At 59.8% G+C, this 21,650-nt stretch carries 23 protein-coding genes and 3 pseudogenes; 12 read left to right on the top strand and 14 right to left on the bottom strand.

Annotated elements, in window-relative coordinates; translation table 11 throughout:
* The first annotated feature begins 76 nt into the window (after positions 1-76).
* Together KI243_RS17680 and KI243_RS17675 are read left to right on the top strand one after the other, a co-directional pair.
* Complete coding sequence (locus KI243_RS17680; protein WP_017125952.1) at positions 77-817, top strand: GntR family transcriptional regulator; 741 nt, start codon at positions 77-79, stop codon at positions 815-817.
* Between the two features lie 109 nt (positions 818-926).
* A complete protein-coding gene (locus KI243_RS17675) occupies positions 927-1,307 on the top strand; it encodes a hypothetical protein (protein ID WP_017125951.1) in 381 nt (126 codons plus the stop codon).
* A gap of 53 nt (positions 1,308-1,360) precedes the next feature.
* Here KI243_RS17675 and KI243_RS17670 read toward each other — a convergent pair whose 3' ends face one another.
* From KI243_RS17670 to KI243_RS17645, 6 genes are all read right to left on the bottom strand, one after another.
* Positions 1,361-2,896: a tyrosinase family protein gene (locus tag KI243_RS17670; RefSeq protein ID WP_212809549.1), complete on the bottom strand. Its 1,536-nt coding sequence runs from the start codon at positions 2,894-2,896 to the stop codon at positions 1,361-1,363.
* Positions 2,897-2,995: 99 nt separating this feature from the next.
* Complete coding sequence (locus KI243_RS17665; RefSeq protein WP_017125949.1) at positions 2,996-3,418, bottom strand: hypothetical protein; 423 nt, start codon at positions 3,416-3,418, stop codon at positions 2,996-2,998.
* Positions 3,419-3,440: 22 nt separating this feature from the next.
* Positions 3,441-5,639, bottom strand: coding sequence for a multicopper oxidase domain-containing protein (locus KI243_RS17660; protein WP_212809547.1), 2,199 nt, complete (start codon positions 5,637-5,639; stop codon positions 3,441-3,443).
* A gap of 112 nt (positions 5,640-5,751) precedes the next feature.
* Positions 5,752-6,501 (bottom strand): DJ-1/PfpI family protein, encoded by a 750-nt coding sequence (locus KI243_RS17655; protein WP_212809545.1) that lies wholly within the window; start codon positions 6,499-6,501, stop codon positions 5,752-5,754.
* 306 nt (positions 6,502-6,807) lie between these two features.
* Positions 6,808-7,116, bottom strand: a complete 309-nt coding sequence (locus KI243_RS17650) for a hypothetical protein (protein WP_017125946.1) — start codon at positions 7,114-7,116, stop codon at positions 6,808-6,810.
* 40 nt (positions 7,117-7,156) lie between these two features.
* A complete protein-coding gene (locus tag KI243_RS17645; RefSeq protein WP_212809543.1) occupies positions 7,157-8,269 on the bottom strand; it encodes an AbrB family transcriptional regulator in 1,113 nt (370 codons plus the stop codon).
* Positions 8,270-8,378: 109 nt separating this feature from the next.
* Here KI243_RS17645 and KI243_RS17640 point away from each other — a divergent pair, with 109 nt between their 5' ends.
* Positions 8,379-8,984, top strand: coding sequence for a TetR/AcrR family transcriptional regulator (locus KI243_RS17640; protein WP_212809541.1), 606 nt, complete (start codon positions 8,379-8,381; stop codon positions 8,982-8,984).
* A 9-nt stretch (positions 8,985-8,993) separates the two neighbouring features.
* Here KI243_RS17640 and KI243_RS17635 read toward each other — a convergent pair whose 3' ends face one another.
* Together KI243_RS17635 and KI243_RS17630 are read right to left on the bottom strand one after the other, a co-directional pair.
* Positions 8,994-9,308, bottom strand: coding sequence for a hypothetical protein (locus KI243_RS17635; RefSeq protein ID WP_177064010.1), 315 nt, complete (start codon positions 9,306-9,308; stop codon positions 8,994-8,996).
* Between the two features lie 163 nt (positions 9,309-9,471).
* Positions 9,472-10,236, bottom strand: a complete 765-nt coding sequence (locus KI243_RS17630; RefSeq protein WP_177082977.1) for an SDR family oxidoreductase — start codon at positions 10,234-10,236, stop codon at positions 9,472-9,474.
* Between the two features lie 321 nt (positions 10,237-10,557).
* On the opposite strand from KI243_RS17630, the gene KI243_RS17625 reads away from it, so the two are divergent.
* Positions 10,558-11,427, top strand: coding sequence for an AraC family transcriptional regulator (locus tag KI243_RS17625; protein WP_212809539.1), 870 nt, complete (start codon positions 10,558-10,560; stop codon positions 11,425-11,427).
* A 55-nt stretch (positions 11,428-11,482) separates the two neighbouring features.
* Here KI243_RS17625 and KI243_RS17620 read toward each other — a convergent pair whose 3' ends face one another.
* Entirely contained in the window at positions 11,483-12,670 is a 1,188-nt protein-coding gene (locus KI243_RS17620) for a hypothetical protein (protein WP_212809537.1), read from the bottom strand.
* A 545-nt stretch (positions 12,671-13,215) separates the two neighbouring features.
* Here KI243_RS17620 and KI243_RS17615 point away from each other — a divergent pair.
* Positions 13,216-13,827: a hypothetical protein gene (locus KI243_RS17615; protein WP_177082971.1), complete on the top strand. Its 612-nt coding sequence runs from the start codon at positions 13,216-13,218 to the stop codon at positions 13,825-13,827.
* A gap of 101 nt (positions 13,828-13,928) precedes the next feature.
* Here KI243_RS17615 and KI243_RS17610 read toward each other — a convergent pair whose 3' ends face one another.
* The gene (locus KI243_RS17610; RefSeq protein ID WP_177082969.1) at positions 13,929-14,333 is read right to left on the bottom strand and encodes a helix-turn-helix transcriptional regulator; all 405 of its coding nucleotides are present in this window, start codon (positions 14,331-14,333) and stop codon (positions 13,929-13,931) included.
* Positions 14,334-14,763: 430 nt separating this feature from the next.
* Here KI243_RS17610 and KI243_RS17605 point away from each other — a divergent pair, with 430 nt between their 5' ends.
* Both KI243_RS17605 and KI243_RS17600 read left to right on the top strand, forming a co-directional pair.
* Complete coding sequence (locus KI243_RS17605; protein ID WP_212809535.1) at positions 14,764-15,660, top strand: glycine betaine ABC transporter substrate-binding protein; 897 nt, start codon at positions 14,764-14,766, stop codon at positions 15,658-15,660.
* Positions 15,639-15,857, top strand: coding sequence for a transposase (locus tag KI243_RS17600; protein WP_212809533.1), 219 nt, complete (start codon positions 15,639-15,641; stop codon positions 15,855-15,857). Before KI243_RS17605 ends, KI243_RS17600 begins: the two co-directional genes overlap by 22 nt.
* A gap of 90 nt (positions 15,858-15,947) precedes the next feature.
* Here KI243_RS17600 and KI243_RS17595 read toward each other — a convergent pair whose 3' ends face one another.
* Positions 15,948-16,811 (bottom strand): LysR family transcriptional regulator, encoded by an 864-nt coding sequence (locus tag KI243_RS17595; protein ID WP_177062968.1) that lies wholly within the window; start codon positions 16,809-16,811, stop codon positions 15,948-15,950.
* Between the two features lie 107 nt (positions 16,812-16,918).
* On the opposite strand from KI243_RS17595, the gene KI243_RS17590 reads away from it, so the two are divergent.
* Both KI243_RS17590 and KI243_RS17585 read left to right on the top strand, forming a co-directional pair.
* Positions 16,919-17,311, top strand: a complete 393-nt coding sequence (locus KI243_RS17590; RefSeq protein ID WP_017125934.1) for a tautomerase family protein — start codon at positions 16,919-16,921, stop codon at positions 17,309-17,311.
* Positions 17,312-17,320: 9 nt separating this feature from the next.
* Positions 17,321-17,461: pseudogene (locus KI243_RS17585) on the top strand (IS5/IS1182 family transposase); the annotation flags it as partial.
* Positions 17,462-17,730: 269 nt separating this feature from the next.
* Here the strand turns inward: KI243_RS17585 and KI243_RS17580 are convergent.
* Positions 17,731-17,934, bottom strand: coding sequence for a hypothetical protein (locus tag KI243_RS17580; protein WP_244861734.1), 204 nt, complete (start codon positions 17,932-17,934; stop codon positions 17,731-17,733).
* A gap of 310 nt (positions 17,935-18,244) precedes the next feature.
* Between KI243_RS17580 and KI243_RS17575 the strand changes: the two are divergent.
* Positions 18,245-18,414, top strand: a pseudogene (locus KI243_RS17575) (transposase domain-containing protein); the annotation flags it as partial.
* 32 nt (positions 18,415-18,446) lie between these two features.
* Here KI243_RS17575 and KI243_RS17570 read toward each other — a convergent pair.
* Positions 18,447-18,842 carry a RidA family protein gene (locus tag KI243_RS17570; protein ID WP_212809531.1) on the bottom strand — a complete coding sequence of 132 codons (396 nt, stop codon included), beginning with the start codon at positions 18,840-18,842 and terminating at the stop codon, positions 18,447-18,449.
* Positions 18,843-18,958: 116 nt separating this feature from the next.
* On the opposite strand from KI243_RS17570, the gene KI243_RS17565 reads away from it, so the two are divergent.
* Together KI243_RS17565 and KI243_RS17560 are read left to right on the top strand one after the other, a co-directional pair.
* Positions 18,959-19,885, top strand: a complete 927-nt coding sequence (locus KI243_RS17565; RefSeq protein ID WP_212809529.1) for a LysR family transcriptional regulator — start codon at positions 18,959-18,961, stop codon at positions 19,883-19,885.
* A 103-nt stretch (positions 19,886-19,988) separates the two neighbouring features.
* A pseudogene (locus tag KI243_RS17560) lies at positions 19,989-20,090 on the top strand (transposase); the annotation flags it as partial.
* A 26-nt stretch (positions 20,091-20,116) separates the two neighbouring features.
* Here the strand turns inward: KI243_RS17560 and KI243_RS17555 are convergent.
* Positions 20,117-21,622, bottom strand: a complete 1,506-nt coding sequence (locus KI243_RS17555) for a DUF1214 domain-containing protein (RefSeq protein ID WP_212809527.1) — start codon at positions 21,620-21,622, stop codon at positions 20,117-20,119.
* Between the last annotated feature and the right edge of the window lie 28 nt (positions 21,623-21,650).

Raw genomic sequence — 21,650 nt, 5'->3', positions numbered from 1 at the left:
AAGTACATATATATTATGTCCGTACATTATGATTGCCTGACTGCTGATACACTGTCAACTCGATAGCGAGGTACCAATGGAAGGCGTGAATCAGAGGCGTTATGCGGTGGTGGCCCGGGATCTGATCGACGGTATCGGCAATGGCCGTTACCCCGTCGGCTCGTTGCTGCCGACAGAGTTCGAGCTCTGTGCGCTGTATCAGGTGAGCCGGCAGACGGTGCGCGCGGCCATCGATCAGTTGCAGGGGCAGGGCATGGTGTCCCGGCGCAAGCGGGTGGGGACGCGGGTGGAGGCGGCATCGCCCCAGGGCGGTTATTCCCAGGCCCTGGCCTCGGTGGCCGACCTGGTGCAGGTGGCGGAAACCCATGTCCGGGATATCCAGGATGTCCGGCACTTCGTCGCCGATATCGCGCTGGCGCGGCGACTGGGCCTGGAGCCGGGCGGGCACTATTTCTGTGTGTCGAGCATCAAGGTCGACAACAGCGAGGCCCATGCGCCGCTGTGCTGGACCGACGTCTATGCCGAGCAGGCCTTCGCCGAAGTGATCCCCCAGGCCAGGGAACATCCCGACGAGCTGATCGCCGCGCTGATCGGCAAGGCGTTCGCACGGCAGATCGATGTGGTCGACCAGCAAGTGCGACCGGTGCAGTTGGGCGCCGAGCTGGCGGGCAGCCTCAAGGCCCAGGCGGGCTCCCTCGGGCTGAACATCATTCGCCAGTACCGGGACCAGGACGGGGCGCTGATTGCCGTGTCCGAGACGGTCTATCCCAGCGATCGTTTCACCCTGGTCATGCAGATGAAGCGCGACCGGGTGTAAATATTTTCCAGAGGGGGCGAATAAAACGCCGGGTGATGTGTTTGCCGTATGTGGCGCCTGCCTGCGCCACCTCGATACGGCCACTTAACCTGAAAACAGAGAGCTTCCCATGCTGAAGAAAATCACCCTCGCTGCTGCTGTCGCCATGACCTGTCTTTCCGGCGTGGCCTTTGCCGATGCACCGGCCAAGGTCGCCGACACCGCAGCGGGCAAGGTTCTGGTCGATGCCAAGGGCATGACCCTGTACACCTTCTCCAAGGACAGCGCGGGCAAGTCCGCCTGCAACGGTCCTTGCGCGAGCAACTGGCCGCCGCTGCCAGCCGCTGCCGGTGCCAAGGCCTCCGATGGCTACAGCATTGTCACCCGTGATGACGGCAGCCAGCAGTGGGCCTACAAGAACATGCCGCTGTACAGCTGGGTCAAGGACAGCAAACCGGGCGACACCAGTGGTGACGGCGTCAACCAGGTCTGGCATGTCGCCAAGCCCTGATTGAAGGGTGTGCCGGGCCCGCAAGTCGTCATCGTGCGGGCCCGGCGGCACGCTCACTCGGTTTGCAGCAGCAGGGTCACGTCGATGGTGGGGTCACCCATCAGCTTCTGCGGAAACCGGTCGCCGACGAAGTCCTGGTTCACCGGTTCCACCCAGACACTGAGCTTGCCACCCTGCACCGTGGCCAACGGCAGTTCGAAGTCGAAATGGGCCAGGGCATTGGCCACGCAATTGGCACAGGTCTGGGCTTCCTCCGGCTGAAACAAGGCCTTGGAGGCGATGGTCTTGCCGTCTTTCTGCAAGTGCACCGAGAAGCTGCCCGGAATTTTCAGGCGGTTGATGCCGCTGACCCGCACATTGACCCGATCGGCCGCGACGGTGAAACGTTTTGACGCGGGCAACGTGCGCTGAGTCTTGGTCAGGAAAGCCACCTTCGACGCCACCGCCGGTGAGTGGTAGTCGATGTCGAGCTGAGCCACCGAATCGATGATCGTCACGGTGTTCAGTTTCGGCGGATCGTTGGTGAACGGGTTAAGCAACTGCAGCGCCGGAACGGTGAAAATCTGGTAGCTGACCGGGTCGGTCGCTTCGTTGATGGTGGTGAGCAGGCCATGCAGGTCGGTGGCCTCCATCTTCTTCTGCCATTCCCAGAACAGCCGGTCCCAGTTGCAATGGAAGAACCAGAACACCGGGTCGAAGGCCGCTATCCCCTGGTCCTGCATGGTCGGGCCGATCGAGTTGTGGCCGGCGTCGTGGGCGGCAATGATGGTGTTGTAGGCGGCGCCGGACCAGAAGCCGTGGAAGTCTTCCCAGTCGGTCTTGCTCATGGCGCGGTTGACGTCGCCAGTAACGTCATACGTCACAAGATTCCGGGCAATCTCGTCATAGGCGAATCGCTGGGTGGTGTAGCCCTGCGGGTATTTGGGGCTGGCGTCCTTCTGCAGCACATAGCGGTCGAAGGGGGCGCTCTTGAGCACGTCGGGAAAGGGCGTGGTGATATCCCAGTACGGCAGGGTCACGTTCTCGCAACCGGGTATCGACCTCATGGCATTTTCGAAGCTGACCAGATAGGCCCGGTGCCAGGGGTTGTAGCCCGGGACATGGTGCATGCAATAGGTGTTGGGCGCCGGAAACCAGTGGTAGGCGGCCTGGACGAAAAAGCTGTTGGGGTCGCTGGGGTCCTTGGCGACCATGGCGGAAAACGCCTTCTTGAGCAGGTCGAGTTCCTTGCTGGATAACGTGGTGATGTCCTTGCGGATCCGACCGGCCGGAGCCGCGGCGCTCAACCAGGCGCGGGCGGTGAAGTTCGTCACGCCGGACTTCGCCGGAGGCGTGCCTTTCGGGTAACCGTTGTTCATCCAGTTGAGAAAGGTACCGACCCAGTCGGCGGGCCAGGGATTGTGCGGTGGCATGTTGCCGCCGGCGACCTGCTGGTAGATGTCGCCGGCATGGGTCATCACGGCGTCGTAGCTGGCGAGGTCGAGGCCTTGCGCGGCCATATGGTTCCTGTCTACCGAGGTAAACATATCGCGGATCTGCCCGTACCAGGTCGGGTTCGCGATCGGGGCGGTCTTGGTGGTCGATGGCATGTCCAACTCCTTGTCGTCAACAGCATTCGGGCGCTCCCGTGGCACGAATCCCGGAGGCCAGTGCCCTGGCGATCCGGGAGTGGGGAGCGCAGAGGGTGTCTAGCCAGCCTTGACGCTGATGAACGAGGCCACCAACCCCGCTGGTGCGCCATCATGCGGCTTCACGCGGATGACCGAGCCGGTGATGGCCGCGACCTGGTTCACGCCATTCGGCCAGTGTTCGGTCAGCGAGCCGTCATAGTCGTAGAAGTAATCTTTCGTCGCGGTGCCGGGGCGTCCGCTGCCCTGGATATGCACGTGGGCGGCCACATTGCCGTGGGCCGGGGTGATGACGCCTTTCAGGTCCATGGCGTCGGTGCCGAAGCTGAGGACGCCGATAAAGGTATTGTCGGCGGTGTTCTCCACGTTCCACACGCCTTCGGCGAACAGCAACTTGATGAGTTTGGCCGGGTCGCCGTCGGTGAGCGCCGGGTTGTTGAGGAAGCTTCTGTAGGTCCATTTTCCAGCAAAGGGATTGCTCATGCGTGACATCTCCTTATCAGTGCTACGGTTTGTCCGGGTGTTGATGCGCGGTGTGCTTCATGCCGGCCATCCCGATGCCGCCGCCGGCGGCACTGAGGTCCGGGACGATCTGGATGTTGGTCATCATGCCGCCGTCCTCGTGGTCGAGGATGTGGCAGTGGATGACGAACTCGCCGATATAGCGGTCGTAGTGGGTGCGTACCAGAACCTGATAGTCGTTCTGGACGAAGATGGTGTCCTTGAACTCGTGCCACATGCCGCAGTACTGGTTCTGCAGGCCCAGTTCGTCGGCGGGCACCAGGCATTCGCCGTTGGGGCCGAAGATGCTCCTGGCCGTCTCGCCGGGCTTGCCGTAGAGCACATCCATCACCTGGAACGGGTTCACATGAATATGGAAGATATGGGGCTCACCCCCTGAGGTCAGCTTCCAATCGTCCGTGGTGTTGACCTGGCGGGTGAAGTCGATGCGATCCGGATCATAGGATTTGTGGTTGATGTAGAAACCAAATGCTCCGGTCCATGGATCGCCCGGCTTGGCCGGTGGTGTGGCAGCCGGCGACGGTGGCGAGGGCGGGTTGCCGATGAAGAAATGGGCGAGTTGCAGCTCTTTGTCGGGCGTCTCGTCCTTGAGGTCCGGCATCCCGCGCCAGGGCGACAGGTTGCCGCTACGCAGGCCTTCCAGGGCGGCGGCGGGAAGATCCTTGTCGGCCTTGTTGGCGTCGTAGAGCGCCTGCTGGATGTACGCCTGGGGATCGCTCGTCACGACCTTGCCACCTTTGACCACGACCGTCGCCAGCAACTGGGTTTCGTTCGGCCCCTGGCCGCCCGGGCCCTTGCCAGGGCCACCGGCATTGGCGCGCTCGGCGGGGGTCGCCGCCTGGTTCAGCACACAGTAGGTGCCCTCGCGGGGAAACATCAGCAGGACATCGCTGCGGTAGCCCGGCTGCAGGAAGTTGCTGCCGATGCCGCCGCTCACGCTTTTCCTGTTCACGCCGATGGGGCGGATCGAGGTACGGGTAAGTCCATCGGCGGCGATTTCGAACTGCGGCACCAGTTCGACGGGCGCCTTGCTGTCCGCAACGGTAATCGGACAGAGATCGGCAATCCGCTGTGCCTGTTCTTTCGGGGTGCCGACCAGGGGAGCCAGGGCGTTTGCGAGCTTGGCCTTCGGGCTGGTGGTGTCGAGGGGGACGATCTGCAGGTTCACCGTGTCGTGGATGCCGCCGTGAATGAAGCGCCAGTGCACTATCTCGCCGGCCTGGATGTTTTTCCCGGCAGATGTCTGCGTGATGGTCGGCTGCACCACACCGTTGATGCTGGTGAATCGCCCGCTGTTGTCCCACACGGTGGGTGAGGAGAGCTGCGCGTCGAAGTTCTCTATCACGCCGGTTTTCCCGTTGGGGCAGATCCAGGTGCCGAGTTCATCCTGGATAATGTTTCCCTGGTCATCGAAGCAGGCATAGGGGATCTGCTGGAACAGCAGCACCTGCTCGGGAATGGGCTGGCCTGCCGCATCCTTGAGAATGGTATCGATGTCTCCCGGCTTGCCTCCGGTGTAGGGGCGGTCGCCGCGAATGATCAGGGGGCCGGCAGCGCCGCTGGCGACTTGCAGCGCGGTGGAACCGTGGCGGTGGGCGTGGTACCAGAACGTGCCGGAAGGGTGGTCGGTGGGGATATTGATCTCGTACTCGAAACGGGTTTGCGGGCCGATATTGAGCAGCACGTTGTCGCTGTTGCCCGCCGGCGAGACGTGCAGCCCGTGATAATGCAGGTTGATGGTGTTGAAACAGCCCGGCGAGCCATCCGCCGGATCGCCGCCGTTCGGACAGCTGGGATCGTCCTTGGTCAATTGGTTGTCCAGGTGCACGCGCAAGGTATTGCCCGGCCGCACGTCGATCTGTGGGCCGCCCAGGCAGCCGCCGTAGGAGCGCAGCTTGACGGTGTCTTTCGCGCCGCCGGGATTGTTCGGGTTGTTGATCTGGTTCTCGCGCTTCTGCACTTGCAGGTTCAGCTCGACGGTCTGGCCATCGCGGGTGATATCGCCCGCCGGGTTGCACCCTGTGCCCGCCAGTTCCAGTTCGGTGGTCTTCAGGGGGCCCGGCGCCCCTTTTTCAAGGAGCCTGGGCGGTGTGAGGAAGGCTTGGGACGTCAGGTCGGCGAGTGCCGCCGAAGAGCTTGCACACACCAACAGTCCAGCCAGGACCCTGCGAAGTGAAGCCATGTTGTTCTCCCTGCGCCAATGCGCGAGTAACGGCGACGACCATCGCGGCCGCGTGTCCCTTGATCATTCGAGTGTTATCGGAGCCGACATCAGGTTCCGGATTACCAGCGGTTCACGGGGCGTGGCCTCTGCGTCGGAGGACCTGGGCGATGGTTCCGGCCATGCCGGAAATATCACAGCGGCTGGCGTCCCCAGGGGTGTAGACCGGCGGTTCGGCAACCGAGGGATCGCCGCTGTTGAAGGGCGGGCAGGGGTTGTACTGGATGTTCAGCTGGACCTTTTGCGCCACGGTGTCGCTGGAAATTTTCGCGATGATTTCCAGCGCCTCGTCGAGTCCCGACGAAATGCCGCCACCGGTGATGCGCTGCCTGTCGCGCTTGTAACGCGGATAGCCGGGCACCACCTCGATCTCCGGGAACAGTTTCAGGCAGGCGATAAAGGCCCAGTGGGTGGTGGCCTGGTAGCCATCGAGCAGTCCCGCGGCGGCGGCCAGCAGGGCGCCTTCGCAGACCGAGGCGGCCAACTGCGCGGCCTGGCCCTGGCGCAGCAGCCAGTCCATGCGCGGTTGATCGAGCATCAGGCGTTGCAAGTCCCGGGGATCGCCGCCGGGAATCCATAGCAGGTCGATCTGTTCGTGGGTATCGACGAAACTCGGCAAGTTGCCGCCCAGGGTCAGGCCATCGCGAGTCGTGATGGCCGGCCCGTCGAGGGAGACCAGCCGCACCTCTCGGGGCGGTGTATCGGGCAGTTGCGGTTCGAGCAGAGCCATCCAGTTGAACAGCTCATAGGGCACGGAGACGTCGAGCAGATCGACGCCGTTATAGACCGGGATTGCGATCAGGTACCGTCCTGGTACTGGCATGGCTCCCTCCTTGGGGAACACCGCGCGGCGAACGCATGGGCGTCGTCAGGGTGAACTTCCTGCTGATCAGCGAGGCGGTTTCCGGGATGGGCAAGCCGCAGGCCTTGCTGCCGGGATCAATATCCTGGGGGGCAGCGGCTGGAGCATAGTCGGTGGCCTATCGAGTGCAAGGCGTTTCGTCGGCAGCCGCCGAGTGGTAGGCCGTCGAGGTTGTCGCCGGTTTGCGGTCTGTCGGTGGGCGATGAGGCGCAGGGGCATCGCTCGTTTATCGCCACTGGCGTGAAGCCGACCACGGGCCCTGGGTCATCAGTCCGGGGCAGAAGGGCGCCGCTGCTTGCCGAAATGGATCGACAGGTAGGTCCCGATCGCCAGTGCTCCCGCCATCAGCGCGATAAACGCCGGGTCGTCACCGATCGTCACCGGTTGCCTCGACAACAGCACCAGACCCACCAGCAGGTTGAACATGCCCCAGAGAAAGTTCACCAGCGGCGAGGAGGGACCTTTCCCGCGCGGCCTGGCAAAGGGCGTGGGGAAGATTTCACCGCGCAATCCGGCGGCGAGGTGTGGCAGGGCGTTGCAGATGAATACGCCGGCAAGGAATGCTGGAATGTACATGGATCACCTTCCGTAACGAGAGTAGGTAGCGACTGGGTTTTCAGGTATCCACACGACTGCCTGGCGGGGCGAGGCGTCGGGAGATAAACGCTGCCATCGCCGGACCCGCCAGCAACACGACGGCAAAGCGGGCCATCTGCATGGTCATGACAAAAGGCATGTCGACCTGGCTGGAGGCGGCGATGATCGCGACGGAATCGGCGCCGCCGGGGCTGGTGGCCAGGTAGGCGGTGAGAGGATCGATACCGGCGGCAAAGACGAACACCGCAGCCAGGGCGGCACAGGCGGCGATCAATGCGAGGGTGCTGGCGAGAATCGCCGGAAAGGCCTTCAGGGCATATTTCACCAGGGGCCGGGTGAAGGGCATGCCGATCCGCCAGCCGATCACGGCATAACCGAGTGCCAGCAGCCAGTGCGGCATCTCCAGGGTGATCAAACCGAAGTGGGTGAGGGCAATTGCGCCCAGCAGCGGCACCAGCAGCGAGGCGACCGGGATCTTGCTCAGGCGCGCCACCAGCGGGCCGGCGGCTACCAGTGCCAGAGTCTGGGCCAGCGCCAGCCAGTCGATGGCCGGGAACCAGATGAGGGTGTGCACCGCATGCACCACGCCGGCACCGGTGAAATGGGTAATCAGCGTGGCGATCACTGCGACCAGGATCACCCGTGTGTACTGCATGCAGGCGACCAGTTGCGCGTCGGCGCCGGCATTCTCGGCCATCAGGATCATCACCGTGGCGGCCCCCGGGCTCAGGCCCCAGATGGCGGTGGTCCCCGGCAGCACCCGCAGTCGGGTCAGCAGCCAGCCCAGCGCGGCGCTGATGGCGATCACCGCCAGTACACCGACGATAAACAACGGCCAGTTGCCGATGGCCGCGCCGGACAGCGACTGCACCAGGGTTTTCCCGATCATGCAACCCAGGATGCCTTGGGCGAAGGCCGAGGCTGACCGGGCAATCCGTACCCGGTTCTCGATAAAGGTGATCGCCACGATGATTGCGCCAAGCATCGGTCCCAGCAGCAGTGCCGCCGGAATACCGCTCCAGGTCAGGAACATGGCCAGCAACGCCGACAATCCCAGCAATACCGCCCACTGCCAGACCGAGACGTACTTGCCGGCTCCGGCACTGGCGGCATGATTATCCGCGTTGGACATGATAGGCCCCTTGATTGAGCCGGCGTGGTTGCCGGGCGTTGCTTCGGGTTGGAGGAGTGCTAATATGAGAGGATATCCTCTATTAAGATAGTGAAGGGCATCCTCTCATATGTCAACAAAACCACCCGCCAAGGGCCAGGAGCCACAGCGTGCCCGGGGGCACTTGCGCGTGGCGGCGATCCTCGAGGCCGGCGTCGAACTGTTCACGCAGAAGGGTTTCGACGCGACGACCATGACCGAGATCGCTGCCCGCTCGGGAACGGCGATCGCCTCGCTGTACCGGTTCTTTCCGACCAAGCAAGCCGTTGCCGAAGCGCTGTTGCTGAACTATGTCGAGCACGCCCTGACGTCCCTTGAAGCGCTGGCCATGCAGGCACGCGAAATGACCCCGGACGAACTGGCGACGGCGTTTATCGATTTCAGCCTCGGCTTGCAGTCCCAGCGTCGCTTCGCCATCAACCTGGCCGATATCGGCGGGGCCAGTGACAGCGAGCGCCAGCGTTTTCGCAAGGCCATGCTGGAAGGGATCGAGGCGGTGGTACGCGAGGTGCTCCCGGCCCTGTCCGCCGCCAGGTTGAAGGCCGTGGCCGGGACGCTGCTGATCCAGTTCAAGGGGGTGGGTCTGATCAGTCAGGAAGCGCCGGCCCGGCAGCGGGTGTTGTTGGCGGAAGCCCGGGAGATGCTGCGGCTTTATCTGCTGTCGCTGGTTGGATAAGGGCCCGCGCTATATCGGTTTGTCATCGGCGTCGACCTGGTTGATGCGGTTGTACAGGTTTTGCAGATAGGCAAAGTCGGCGGAAAACAGCTCTTCGATCACCCTGGTATTGATCATCTCGAGACTGCCCAGCCGCACGATCACCCGCGACAGCACGATGATCGGCAGGTAGGCCGGGTTGGCCTGGACCCGGTGGTCTTTCAGCGGCAGGATTTCATCGCCTGCCGTGGCCAGGCGCATGACACCGTTCTTGTGCAGATTGCCGTCGCCGTCGCGGTAGCCGATGGGCAGGGTGAATTCCACTTCGGTGGTGATGATGCTCATGCGGGAAGCTCCTGTCGGGATATGCGGGTCATGTATAGCCAAGGTTGTTCAGGGCGTCGAGTGCGGTGATTGATTCAGTGCGTTGGCTGGAGTCGAATCGGATACGCGCCAGAAGTTGCTGACCTTACCCGTTTGCGCCCTGATCCGTTGGAATGCAGGTTGACTACCCGGCAGTGACGGTCATGCCGCCGTCGACCATGACCACAGAGCCGACCATGAAGCTGGCGCGATCCGATGCGATAAAGGCGACCACCTCGGCGATTTCCCCGGGTTGTGCCGCGCGGCCGATCGGCGCGGCTTCGCCGTGTTTGGCAAGGAAGGCCGGGCCGTCATCGACGACATCGTTGAGGATGTTGGTCACCACGTCACCGACGCCGATGGCGTTGACCCGAATGCCATGTTCGATGACTTCCAGGGCCAGGGTTCGGGTCAATTGGGCGAGTGCGCCCTTGGAGGCCGTATAGGCCGCGATGGTCGGGAAGGCGAAATAGGATGCATAAGACGCGATGTTGACGATCGCCCCGGATTGGTTGGGCATCATCGCCTTGACCGCTTCGCGGCTGTGCAGGAACGCCGCCGTGACATTGACCGCCTGAATGCGCTCCCAGTCTTCACGGGTCATGTCGATGACGAGTTTGTTGAGGATGATGCCGGCGTTGTTGACCAGAATGTCCAGCCGGCCGAACTGCTCGACGGCCAGGGCGACGGCACGCTCGGCGGCGCCGTCCCGGGTGATGTCGGCAACCAGTGGCACCAGGCCCGGGAGGGCGAGTTCCTCGACCGCGGGGTTCAGGTCCTCGGCAATCACTTTCGCGCCACGGGCGTGCAGCAACAGTGCGATGGCCCTGCCGATCCCGCTGGCGGCACCGGTCACCAGGGCGACTTTGCCTTCCACTTCCCGAGGCATGTTGTGCTTGATATCGATCATGCTGTTCTCCAGCGTTGTGATCCGGCGAGATATTCACCCGATCGGCACCTGCAAGGTGCTGTCGTCAGCGACAGGCCTACTGTCTCGCAACGCTGGAGAGGGGGCTTTCGCCGACTTGCCGAGACTGTCGGGGTTTTGCGCCGGATGTCGTTGGGGGGACGCTTGTCCCTCGCTTGTCGATTGGCGAAAGCCCCATACTGTCTGTCCAATCACATGGATCGGCATGTGCAACGAGGGCAGGCTCTGATGGTGCAAGCCAGGCGACAAGGCACGACACAGACTGCGACTCCCTGTGCGGATCAACGCATTACCGGGGAGTCGATGCGCGACTATCTGCCGGGAGAGTCCAGGGATCAGCCGTCGCGACCACAGATCCAGGACGTTGTGATACAGCTGTTCAGCCATCACAGCATCGTCGAGCCCATTCTGGTGCCCGCCGTAGTTGAGCCGTTGCTGGTGCTTGTTCTTGCCGGGGCGGCGAGGGTGGAGGAGCGCGCCTTCGGCGGGGACTGGGACGTGGCTGAAGTCAGTGCCGGCGACTTTTTCCTCACCAGTTCGGCTGAACCTTATGAGATGCGCTGGCAGACCCTGGGCGGCGATACATTCGAAGTCATGCACCTGTACCTGGGATTGCCGCTGATCGACCATGCCGCGCGCGAGTTGTTGGGAGAACGGGCTGCTCCCGTGGCCTTTCGCGATCTATCGGGTGCACGAGACGCTCGCGTGGCGTTTGTCATGGAACAGCTGCGCACCGAACTGGTAGATGAGCGTTCACCGAGCCCACTGTTCGCCCAGAGCCTGGCACAGGCATTGGCTGTCCATCTGGTGCGTACTTATCTCGTTGCGCGTCGTCCGGGGCGGCGTGTGAACGCGTTGCAGGCTTACAAGTTGCGCCGGGTCATCGACGCGATGAACGCGCAGTTGGCTGACGACTTCAGCCTGGCCCGACTGGCGGGGCTTGCCGAACTCAGCGCGTACCACTTCAGCCGAATGTTCAAACGTGCGACGGGGCTGTCGCCTTCGCAGTACTTCATCCGCCTGCGCATGGCCCGTGCAAGGCATCTGTTGCTCGAGACCCACCGCAGCGTCATCGATGTAGGGCTGGAGGTCGGCTATTCCAGCCCCAGTCATTTTTCGCAGGTGTTTCGCCGCGAAGCAGGCGTCACGCCCAGCGAGTTTCGCCAGGCTTGAAGCCGATTGGTCGAGAGCTGTCGTGATTCTGCCATCGCCGTCGCGGAGGCAGAACTCAATGGTCGTCTGCATCCGGCTTGTAGCCGTTCACGACGATCTCCGCGATTTCTGGCTGTGCCAGGTATCCCGTATGGGCTACCAGTGGGTTCTCCAGAAGCCCAAACCAGGTCCGGGCATTCGAGACCACGACGTCCACGGTGGCATAGGCTGGCCGTCGTGGTGAGTTTCGAAGCGAATAGGAAAGAAGATCGTTGGGATCTGACAGGAAAACCACCAGCGGCGTATTGCTTTTCAGGTCGGTGCCTTCAGTGGTCAGTCTCATCCGCGGTGCATAGGTACTGAGAAGTCTGGCCAGTGAATCGTCGGCCACTGGCTGCTGCCTCACGTTCAGATCGCCGGCCTCTTCGAGTGTTTGATCGGCAAGTTGCAGGATGGGGATCTGGTTGGCCGACATGAAGATACTCTGCACGCGTGTGAAAAGCGCTTCAGCTGCGGCGTTATCTGCTCCGCCATGGGCCCTGAGGGCGTCGATGGCATCGAACCCCACTTTGCTACCCAGGCTTGAAGTGAAGATGACGAGTGGCGTGTGGCGGGCAGCGACTTCAGTTCTCAGTTCATCATGCTTGCGGGTGTGTTTGCCGGGCACTGCAGCAGCCAGGATTGCTTCCTGGACTTGCAGGCTGATGCCTTCACGGGCACGCCCCTGATAGGCCACGGCATCTGCCAGGCAGTCGTCCATCAACCGGTCCTTGCCCAGGCGATTGACCAGTGCGCGGGTCTCTTTGAAGTCGGGTGAGGTGATCTCCTTGGGCAAAAAGTCAGGCTTGTCAGAGCCACGGCCGCACACGCCGGTTTTATTCGATTGGTCATAGCACAACTGGGCCTTGAGGGGCGTCAGCACCGGTGACCACACCAGGGCGGCGATATTGACCGTTCCCTCGCTGAGGTTGAGGGACCGTTTGTAGATCAGGGCATCCGATGCTTCTACCTGGGTAGGGGCGATGGATTCAACAGGAGCGGCGCCCAACTGTTCCGAAAGGGCGTTGATGGACTCTATCGCCCAGGATGAATCGTGGGTGCACATGCCATGGACGGCGATAATGTCCATCTCCGGCCGGTCTTTATGCTGGCTGGCCAGAATTTGCTTGATGCCCTGAATACTGGGTTTTGAGTCGTCGTGGGTGAGCAATATCGGATGTTTATAGGGAGTCGTGCAGCCCATCAGGCACATCGCAGAGGTCATTCCCCATACCGTGGTTGAGAGCCAAGAATGATGTGCCATAGCAGCCTCCGATCCGTGGTCATGGTGTTCGTTCGAGTTTAGTTGCAACTGGCCATCTCTCCAGGGCGCAGATCTTCTTTTTTCAATGTGAAACACGACCTTGAAAAATCAGTTGGTTATAGCGGAGCAGAAAAGAGGGGAGGCGGTGTCGCGGGTCATTTGTCTTTGTGGACGATGGGTTATCTTCTGATTGTTCTAGTTCACTGTGGTGTAGGCAGCTCAGAAACTTTGGTCAACATCTCGCCTGGTGCCAAAGGGCACACATTGGGTAGTCGCCTGGCTGCTGCACGATGAATCAACCTGAGTTCTCAAGAAATCTTCGTTTGTTACATCATGGCATTTGGCTATTGATCTACGCTCTCGGAAGGCATCGACCAGGAGAGTAGTGTTCCTGCCTTGCCTCATACCGGTTTGTCGTGCTGATGAGCAGGCTGGGTTCATTCGAACACCTGTCAGTCAGTGGCGCTGGCGCTAATGAAGCAGGTCAAATCTCAAGGAGCGATTCGATGCCTCAAAGAATATCCATCGATAAAAATGTCATGGCTCTGATAATGGATGGCGTTGATTTTGACACGGTGTCCATTTTTTATATTGTCGGGCATGGGACAAAAATTGATAAAAGATTCATTGCCGACATGAGTGTGTATTTTCCATGGGGAATAGACAACTATGGATGGTATGAGTCGGATACTGGTTTTCCACTACTCGAGATTTACAACTGCTACCGCCGACGCGGCCAAATGGGGCGTACGCCTAGCTCTAGCTACGATATCCAGAAAGTGGCGACTCCCTCCAAAGGGGCTTCCAATGAAACGCCATTGCTCTCCACGCGAAAGAGTGTAATCCCTGATATCAGCCTGACGCCAAAGGACCTCAACGTGGCGTTCTGCGAAAGAATGCTGGCCAAGTATTACCTTGATGGCGGCGGTTTGGACGATGTGGGGATTGTGTGCCTGACTGGAGATAAAAAATTAAGCGAGGTATTGAGTAGCCTGAACAAGGCTCCACATGGGGGGCAGTATTCTGATTTATTGGTGATTTGCCTGTGTTGCAGTGTCGCGCGTGGAGACGAGCACAACGCTGACAGTAGAGCGCAAGGGTATTCCCAGCTGCTGTGAGACGTAAGTGTCCGGTTGCGTCGTGAATGTAGGCAGCCCTCCCAGTGCGCTTGAAGGGTCAGCGCACTGAGGGAAAACCGCTCTCTGGACTGGCAAAGAGGTTACTCGGCAAAGCTGAACTCAATCTGCTGAAGGGTTATTGCCGAGCTTCTGCTGCGGGGTTGAGGGCGACGCTGTGGCATCGGTGGTTCCTCGTTGAACGGGATCTGCAGTTTCTTGAGTACGCCCGACTCTGCCAACTCGGCGGCTTCCCGTTCCATGCGACTGGCCAACATCTTGATGGACTGTCCGGTCTCTGCCCCCAGTGTGATAGCGACCAATGTCAGCGGGCTCACGTTGAGGGGGACACTCAGGGCGCTGATCATCTCCATCGTCGGACAGCACTGGCCACGTTCCAACTTCGAGATGTAGGTCCGACTGCTGACCTCGGCGAGATTCTTCTGTGAAAGACCTCGAGCGGCGCGCATGGCTTTGAGCACGGTGGCAAAGGCTGTTTTGAGCGACATAAAACGTTCCTGACAGTGGTGCACTTCTGTACCCATCGGGCGACTTGTCCAGATGTAAATCGACGTTCCAGAGCCGTGAGGCTACCACAGCACCGGGCGTCGTTGTCTCATGGTTTCAGGACATCATGATTTTCCTCTAGGCGGCAATGGAAATACGCCAGGCCGACTTGTGAGAGGGGTTGTCGGCTCTAAGCTCCTGCGGGTCCTTAGATAATCGCACTGGTTGGCCTTGGATCCACTAGAGAACGGTGGGGGGCTTGGGCTGCTTGCCTTCGAACGTACCCTAATCTCTTTTTGCAACTGGCGATTATCAATTTTTTGAAGAAACTAAATCGCTCCCAAGCGTGCTTTTTCTCGTAAAAATAAACATTCAAGCTGCTGGGCAAATTATGTATGAGCGGGTTACATATCAGCCATCTAGAGGCCAGCTATGCCAAAATTAAATGCAACGAACAGCGCACGGATCGCTAACGGTGCAGCCCTTGCGACTCCGTTTTTCGATCACGGGACGCCCAAACGCCGCACGGTCCGGTTGGGGGTTACGGATTTATCGTTTCATCGAGCAACCGCGGCACTCGTTGCGGTGGTTTTACAGCAGATGGGGTTTACGGTAAAACGCAGCTTCGCCTTGCATGAGGCCAATTTCGAACAACTCCGTACAGGGGAGATCGATATGGTCGCCTCCGCGTGGATACCCTCAAGTCATGGGATCTACAAGGCGCGGGTGGAGGAGGTGGTTTTGACCCGCGAACTCGGTCTTCACTATCAGCCATACGCACTGTGGGGAGTACCGGATTACGTTCCACAGGAAGAGCTTTCAACGATTGAGGATCTGCTCAAGCCGCAGGTTCTTGCTCGCATCTGTACCACTATCCAGGGCATTGGTCCTGGTGCGGGTATTACTCGATTTTCCCTGCGAATGATGGATGACTACGGCTTGAAAGCCGCGGGCTATTCGTTCCGCACGGGTACGCAGGACGAATGCATTGCGGCATTTGAAGACTTGGTGGATGCGCAACGCTGGGGGGTAGTACCTCTTTGGCAGCCCCAATTCCTCCACCATCGCCATCGGATCCGCGATCTCAAAGATCCCAAGGGGCTGCTGGGCGAAATTGATAAGGCGGTTTTATTGGCGCGTACTGATCGCCTGGACATCTTTACCGATGCTGAGCTTGACGTGCTGGACAATATCCGTCTCTCCAACGTCATTGTTGCAGAACTCGATTACGCCATTAACCGTCAGGGAAAAAGCCCCGATCAGGCTGCCCACGACTGGTTGGAGGCGCACCCTGAAGCACTCCTTAAATGGAAAGCCCCTTTGTTCTAAAAGGTAATAACTTCCCGTTTTCCAAGTCCTTCAAGGCCCAAGTCATTCAAGAGTGTGCCCAGCCCGGCACTTCGATTGCCAACATCGCGCTCGGCCATTGCCTCAACGCGAACCTCGTCCACAAATGGATTCAGCTGCATGCGCAGAACAGCCTGGCGCAGCCACCTGCATTTGCTCCGTTAGCCATGCCGCTGTGAACCACTGGAAAAACAAGGTCATGCCACCGACTCAGACAGGAACCTAGTCTCTGGGCAGCCGCCGGGAGCACACTGGCGGGTGCTGAGCCCCTAGGAGAAGTGCGTGACCAACATCTCTCGAACCGCGCTGACCAGCGGCGCCTCACCAGGGCGCGGCGGTAACAGGCTGAACTCAACATCGGGCAGCGCCGGAAGCGATTGAGTCGACCGGTAGACTTCGGCTCCAGCAGGCACCGCTGAGCTGTTCAGGCACGCCACTCCCAGCCCTGCCATCAGCGCCGATTGCAGGCCCCCGACACCCGACGCTGAATGCGCAATGACATACGGTATCCCACGCGCATCCAGTAGATCGATGGTGAATCGCTGCAAACTACAATCCTGGGGAAGCACCACCAACGGCAGCGGCGCCAGGTGCTCGCGCTGCGCGTCAAACCCACTGAGTGCCACCCACCGCAGGGCCTCTCGTCGCACGGGGATGCCTTCGGGAAGGCTGCGCCCGTCAAGGATGCGCATCGACAGGCCGATATCGAATTCGCCGCTGTTGGAGCCATTTTCGATTTGCAGGCTTTTGCGCACCGAAACATGCAACCGAAGCTGCGGATAGCGCGTGCGCAACCCCTTCAACATACCAGCGATGGCGCTCGGCAAAAAATAGTCGGTGATGGCCAGGCGCAGTTCCCCGGTCAGGGTCACACCGCGCATGTCCTCCAGCACACAATCACTCAAAGCGAGCAATTCAAGCGCATGTACCAACAACCGCTCTCCGGCGGGTGTGGGACTCACGCCTTTTTTCCCGCGCTCCAGCAGCGTCACACCGGTAAATGTTTCCAGCTTGCGAAGTTGTTCACTGAGTGCTGACTGCGAGCGGCATAGCTTGGGTGCGGCCGCCGACAGGCTGCCGCACTCCAGGATCGTGACGAAGGAGCGCAGTTGCTCGAGATCAAACGGGCGCATATCTATCCTGCGTTTTTTCCGATAGATACCATTATATCTTCCCGTTTTTCAGAACTGGATAATTTTTTTACTCTGGCGCCTCACCCTATCCTTACGAGGAATTCCCCATGCCAGGCATCACCCTGAAAATCTCCGGCGAGCGCAATCCCGAGCTTGTCCGCCAACTCGTCCCGCAGCTCACCGCGCTGACGTGCGAAGTGCTTGAGAAGCGTCCGGAACAGACCTTGCTGATTCTCGATTTTGTGCCTCATGAGCAGTGGTTCATTCATGACCGCTCGCTGGCCGAACATGGACGTAATGCATTCCGCCTGGAAGTGACCGTCACCGATGAGACCAACACCAAAGCGCAAAAAGCGCGCTTCCATCGTGAAGCCTACGTGCTATTAGCCGAGTTGATAGGCAACCTGCATCCGCACTCCAATGTGCACATCATCGACTGCCGAGCCAGTGCCTATGGTTATGAAGGGGTTACCCAGGAGTACCGATATCAGCATGCTTAAGAGCAGGCGTTGTATGCGGACGCTGGATACACCGGTGTCGAGAAGCGTGAAGAGCACGAAAATCTTAATGTGATCTGGCAAGTGGCGGCTCGCTGCAGCACTTACTCCAAGCTGAATAAACGCGGCGTGCTCTACAAGGCCAATCGCAGATGGGTGCTGCTCCATGGTTTGACGTGCGATAGCCGATTCGGCTGTGCCCGGGGAGGGCACAGCAATGGTAATGCAGCACAGTCAGATGTTGCGCACCGGTTTGTGAGCAAGGATGTATTTTTCTGACGTTCAACAACCGCACTGAATGGAGTGAGTGAGCTGATATACGAAGTCGATAGTGATAGGCCGGATACTCGCTTCATCGACTAAAAACTGTTGGTCATTCCAAAAAACGGGAAGCGAGGCTTCCCGTTTGTGCTTCTGGCGCGTCAACCTCTGACGCGGGCTTCCTGCATATCCAGCACTGAATCTATCTTCTGCTGCGCCAACTCGATCAAGTGCACCACACCCATCGCGACCTTGCGATTCGTGCCGGTCTGGTTGTCGGCGTTTTCATAGGCCGTAGCCGCTGCCGATTGCAGAATCGAGTAGGCATCGAGCAGGATGGTTTCCCGGTCCTTGGGCAGAGGCAAGTTCTCCAGCAGCACGGAGACAGGGAGAGGCTTCGAACCTGCCTTGGGCCCAAGGTCATAGTGTGATAACGCCCGGTCGGCGATACGAGAGTCGATGTTTACGGCGTTGGGTGATGCAGGCGGATTGGGAGTAGGTTTGAACGCGATTCGATAACTCCAAGTGCTTGGGAGGTTATCATCATCGCTGCGAAACGAGGGTGGCTTTGCAGCGCGAGGTCCGGCCACAACAGCACTCCTTGTCCGCTATGGATCAAAACGATCAGTAAATCGTCGACATCTCAGCGCAAGGTGGGATACCGGGACGCTTACACTGGGGCGCCAAGATTGGCTCTTACTCGGGCGTTGCGCAGCGGCAAACTTGCTGCCGCGCTAATGAGCCTGATTCAGTCGGCCAAGCTTAGTAGGCATGACCCGTATGACTACTTGAAGGGCGTTCTGGAGCGACTGCCAACGCAGCGCGCGATTGAAGTCGTTGAGTGATGCCCGCTCGCTTAAGGGGAGCAGGCGTAGACTCAGTCGTTAGGGAGTTTAGCGACAACCTTGATCTCAACATCGAAACCGTACAGCCAAGTGACCCCTACCGCCGTTACGGTGGGGAAAGGCGCCTCGCCCCAATACTCCGGCACGACCTCCCACACCTGTTCGAAAATCTTCTGCGGCTCAACCATGAAGATGGTAACGTCTTGGACATCATCAAAGCTGCAACCTGCTGAGGCCAGCACCGCGTTGAGATTCTCGAAAGCGCGTCGAACTTGTGCTTTGAGCTCTGGCTCTGGTGACCCATCTTCACGGCTGCCCACTTGCCCGGAAACGAAGAGCAAGCCATTGGCACGTACCGCAGCTGAATAACGGTTGCGCTCGTAAAGGGCCTGACGGCGGGCGGGGAATACAACATCTCGTTGGTTCATCAGAAAACTCCAGCAGTTGGGAAACGACATGAACACTTTACGGAGCTTGCTCGGGTGCAATAAACAGGTAATGCTGGCCATCACTGTTTGTAATATCCAAACAATATGGAGCCCCCATGGATCGTTTCGATGCCATGCAAGCCTTCGCGCGGGTGGTAGAAACCGGCAGCTTTACTCGGGCCGCCCACACTTTGCATATGAGCAAAACCACAGTGAGCCAACTTGTCCAGCAACTGGAGGCGCGCTTGCGCGTGAAGCTGCTCAATCGCACCACGCGCAAGGTGAAAATGACCGCCGATGGCACCGTCTACTACGAGCGGGTGCAATTCTTGTTGGCGGCGCTAGATGATGCTGAAACCGCGCTATCCAGTGCCGCAACTGCGCCGCGTGGGCGCTTGCGGGTGGATGTGCCCAGTCCGCTGGCCCGGTTGCTACTGATTCCGGCGCTACCGGCATTCCATGAGCTCTACCCGGATATCCAGCTAGATCTGGGCGTGAGCGACCGTCATGTGAGCCTGATAGATGAGAGCGTCGATTGTGTGATTCGCGGCGGAGAGATCACCGACACCTCCCTGGTCGCGCGGCACATCGGCGACCTGCTGCTGGGAGTGTACGCAGCACCCTCATACCTGGCTCTCTATGGCGTGCCGGCACATCCACGCGAATTGCAGGAAGGCGAGCATCGTGTCGTGGGGTATCGATGGGCGCGAACAGGCAAAGCGCTCCCTTACACCTTGCGGCGCATGGGCGAACAGCTGGAAGTGCACGGCCGACATGTGCTGGCCGTAGACGATGGCAATGCCTATCTAGCAGCCGGACAGGCTGGCCTGGGGGTACTATGGCTACCGCGATATATGGCTTTGCAACCAGTGGCGAGTGGCGAACTTGTGCCGCTGTTCGAGGATTGGGACATCGCGTCGATGCCGCTATATATGGCATATGCACCGAACCGCCATGTTAGCCGAAAATTACGTGTGTTCATGGACTGGGTAATGGAGTTGATGATCAAGCATGGGCCGGAGATTGCTCCGCCCACGCGCTGACACTCCATAGATCTCTGACACCGCCGCGCCTGGTTGCAGTGTAGTGGTCCAATGAAACCGGCCACCCATTCAGGCGAAAATACTCGCCAGATAGAGGTGTCTGATGACCAAGCAATGTCGTTCCTTTTCCGCTGAATTCAAACGCGAGGCCGCAGGCCTCGTGCTCGATCAAGGCTATAGCCATATCGAAGCCAGCCGCCCCCTCAGAACTGTGGGTTTGTGAGCAGTGACCTAAGCCTGTATCTGAAGCACGGGCTCAATATCCGCCAGTACCCATGATCGTTCGAAATAAGGTTCGAGTGGGCCGAAGAGGCGAAAGTAGGTGTACCAGGACTTGGCCGGTGTCGTCGGAATCCAGTTTCTTTCATAGCCGGCCGGCGCAGTAGGGCCAAGGATGATGTCTATGGACCCATCGGGGTTCTTGAGCAGGTCCTGGCGTGAAGAACGATCGGCGATCTCCCGGGTGTTTCCAATCAGGCCGCGCGTCCGAGTGTCGTACAGCGTGACGGACCAGAACAGTTTTGCCGGGACGTGCGCCGGTACCCGCAGGCGATAGGTTCTGCCGCCGTCGAACGCTGCTCCTGATTTGTCCTGATAAGCGGCGAGGTACGCGGAGCCCACCCCTGGCGTCTGGGTGAGGACTGCGGCCGATGTCCCGGTGACTTCGTAAAAGAATGCCGTCCGTTCCTCCAGCAGCGCTCCTGTGGGCCCGTCTTGCTCATTGTCGTAATGGGGGGCGATGAGGTACTCCCAGCGAGTGTCCTCTCGATAGTGGATACCGGCCAGGCGCTTGCTGAAAGCTGTCACCTTGGCCATGGCCTCGCCCATCGATGCGGCTTTTTCCAGGATAAGCCGCTGGCGTTCGTCCGGCGCAAAGACGCGGTTCATTTCGATACCCAGAGGTCTGAGCATGGCCGCGAAGAAGCGGTCGCGTTCCTCCACGGGCTCGTCCCGCAGCGCGTTCGTCAGTCTGGACCAGTAAGCAATGCCGCCAGGATGGGCCATGCTGGTGAGTTCGCCTTCAGGCTTGAAACGCAGCAGGCGTGCGGACTGCGGCACCTGGCCGCTGTTGCAGAAGGCCACTTTCGTGGTTGAGAACACCGTCGCCACCTTGTCGGGGTCGGTATCCAGACCACGGCAGAACATCATTACCTTGCAGGTGCGTGAGTGCAGGATATGTGCGTCGGCAGGAACGGCAGCGGGAGCAACATGGCCCGGCCCGACCAGGACATACACCGCGCCGTTGCCAGCATCCGGGCCGGTCATGCCGACATCGGTCAGTGGGCGATCCCACCAGTCAATCAGCGAGCCCGCCGTGGCGCCGGGCGGGTAATGAAGCATCATCGGCCCGTGGGACAGATCGAAGTAGGCGAAGACATAGGGGGTTGTGACGTTCGAGCCCAGCATCACGCTGACCTCACGATAACCATGGACGAGCACAAGATCACCGCTCTGGGCGTCTGCATTGTCGACGAGCATTTGACGCGCGCTCTCCATGCCGACGATGGGCACGCTCCACAGGTAGCACTGGGTGGCCCGTTGGAAATCCATCTCGTCGTACAGGTGCTCAACGGCATCGGGTGTCGGCATGTCGAGGTTGAATGTCATAAACTCATCTCGAGTCTTCAGATGGTCTTCGATGTGGGTTGCATGCTCGGCGCCCATCGTGGTTCTGATGGCGCTCAGGACAGCCAAGCCAGCCGTCATTTTTAACGCGTCTCTTCTGTTGATCGACATTACCCAATCTCTATTTTTCAAACTGGAT

The organism is Pseudomonas sp. Ost2 (assembly GCF_018326065.1).
Classification (GTDB): domain Bacteria; phylum Pseudomonadota; class Gammaproteobacteria; order Pseudomonadales; family Pseudomonadaceae; genus Aquipseudomonas; species Aquipseudomonas gingeri.
Note: the sequence above shows the minus strand (reverse complement) of the source record. Positions and strands in the feature narration are given on the sequence as shown.

Excerpts from the sequence above, each read along its gene's own strand:
- KI243_RS17680 (WP_017125952.1), top strand. The coding sequence starts at position 77 with ATGGAAGGCGTGAATCAGAGGCGTTATGCGGTGGTGGCCCGGGATCTG.
- KI243_RS17675 (WP_017125951.1), top strand. The coding sequence starts at position 927 with ATGCTGAAGAAAATCACCCTCGCTGCTGCTGTCGCCATGACCTGTCTT.
- KI243_RS17670 (WP_212809549.1), bottom strand. The coding sequence starts at position 2,896 with ATGCCATCGACCACCAAGACCGCCCCGATCGCGAACCCGACCTGGTAC.
- KI243_RS17665 (WP_017125949.1), bottom strand. The coding sequence starts at position 3,418 with ATGAGCAATCCCTTTGCTGGAAAATGGACCTACAGAAGCTTCCTCAAC.
- KI243_RS17660 (WP_212809547.1), bottom strand. The coding sequence starts at position 5,639 with ATGGCTTCACTTCGCAGGGTCCTGGCTGGACTGTTGGTGTGTGCAAGC.
- KI243_RS17655 (WP_212809545.1), bottom strand. The coding sequence starts at position 6,501 with ATGCCAGTACCAGGACGGTACCTGATCGCAATCCCGGTCTATAACGGC.
- KI243_RS17650 (WP_017125946.1), bottom strand. The coding sequence starts at position 7,116 with ATGTACATTCCAGCATTCCTTGCCGGCGTATTCATCTGCAACGCCCTG.
- KI243_RS17645 (WP_212809543.1), bottom strand. The coding sequence starts at position 8,269 with ATGTCCAACGCGGATAATCATGCCGCCAGTGCCGGAGCCGGCAAGTAC.
- KI243_RS17640 (WP_212809541.1), top strand. The coding sequence starts at position 8,379 with ATGTCAACAAAACCACCCGCCAAGGGCCAGGAGCCACAGCGTGCCCGG.
- KI243_RS17635 (WP_177064010.1), bottom strand. The coding sequence starts at position 9,308 with ATGAGCATCATCACCACCGAAGTGGAATTCACCCTGCCCATCGGCTAC.
- KI243_RS17630 (WP_177082977.1), bottom strand. The coding sequence starts at position 10,236 with ATGATCGATATCAAGCACAACATGCCTCGGGAAGTGGAAGGCAAAGTC.
- KI243_RS17625 (WP_212809539.1), top strand. The coding sequence starts at position 10,558 with ATGCGCGACTATCTGCCGGGAGAGTCCAGGGATCAGCCGTCGCGACCA.
- KI243_RS17620 (WP_212809537.1), bottom strand. The coding sequence starts at position 12,670 with ATGACCTCTGCGATGTGCCTGATGGGCTGCACGACTCCCTATAAACAT.
- KI243_RS17615 (WP_177082971.1), top strand. The coding sequence starts at position 13,216 with ATGCCTCAAAGAATATCCATCGATAAAAATGTCATGGCTCTGATAATG.
- KI243_RS17610 (WP_177082969.1), bottom strand. The coding sequence starts at position 14,333 with ATGTCGCTCAAAACAGCCTTTGCCACCGTGCTCAAAGCCATGCGCGCC.
- KI243_RS17605 (WP_212809535.1), top strand. The coding sequence starts at position 14,764 with ATGCCAAAATTAAATGCAACGAACAGCGCACGGATCGCTAACGGTGCA.
- KI243_RS17600 (WP_212809533.1), top strand. The coding sequence starts at position 15,639 with ATGGAAAGCCCCTTTGTTCTAAAAGGTAATAACTTCCCGTTTTCCAAG.
- KI243_RS17595 (WP_177062968.1), bottom strand. The coding sequence starts at position 16,811 with ATGCGCCCGTTTGATCTCGAGCAACTGCGCTCCTTCGTCACGATCCTG.
- KI243_RS17590 (WP_017125934.1), top strand. The coding sequence starts at position 16,919 with ATGCCAGGCATCACCCTGAAAATCTCCGGCGAGCGCAATCCCGAGCTT.
- KI243_RS17570 (WP_212809531.1), bottom strand. The coding sequence starts at position 18,842 with ATGAACCAACGAGATGTTGTATTCCCCGCCCGCCGTCAGGCCCTTTAC.
- KI243_RS17565 (WP_212809529.1), top strand. The coding sequence starts at position 18,959 with ATGGATCGTTTCGATGCCATGCAAGCCTTCGCGCGGGTGGTAGAAACC.
- KI243_RS17555 (WP_212809527.1), bottom strand. The coding sequence starts at position 21,622 with ATGTCGATCAACAGAAGAGACGCGTTAAAAATGACGGCTGGCTTGGCT.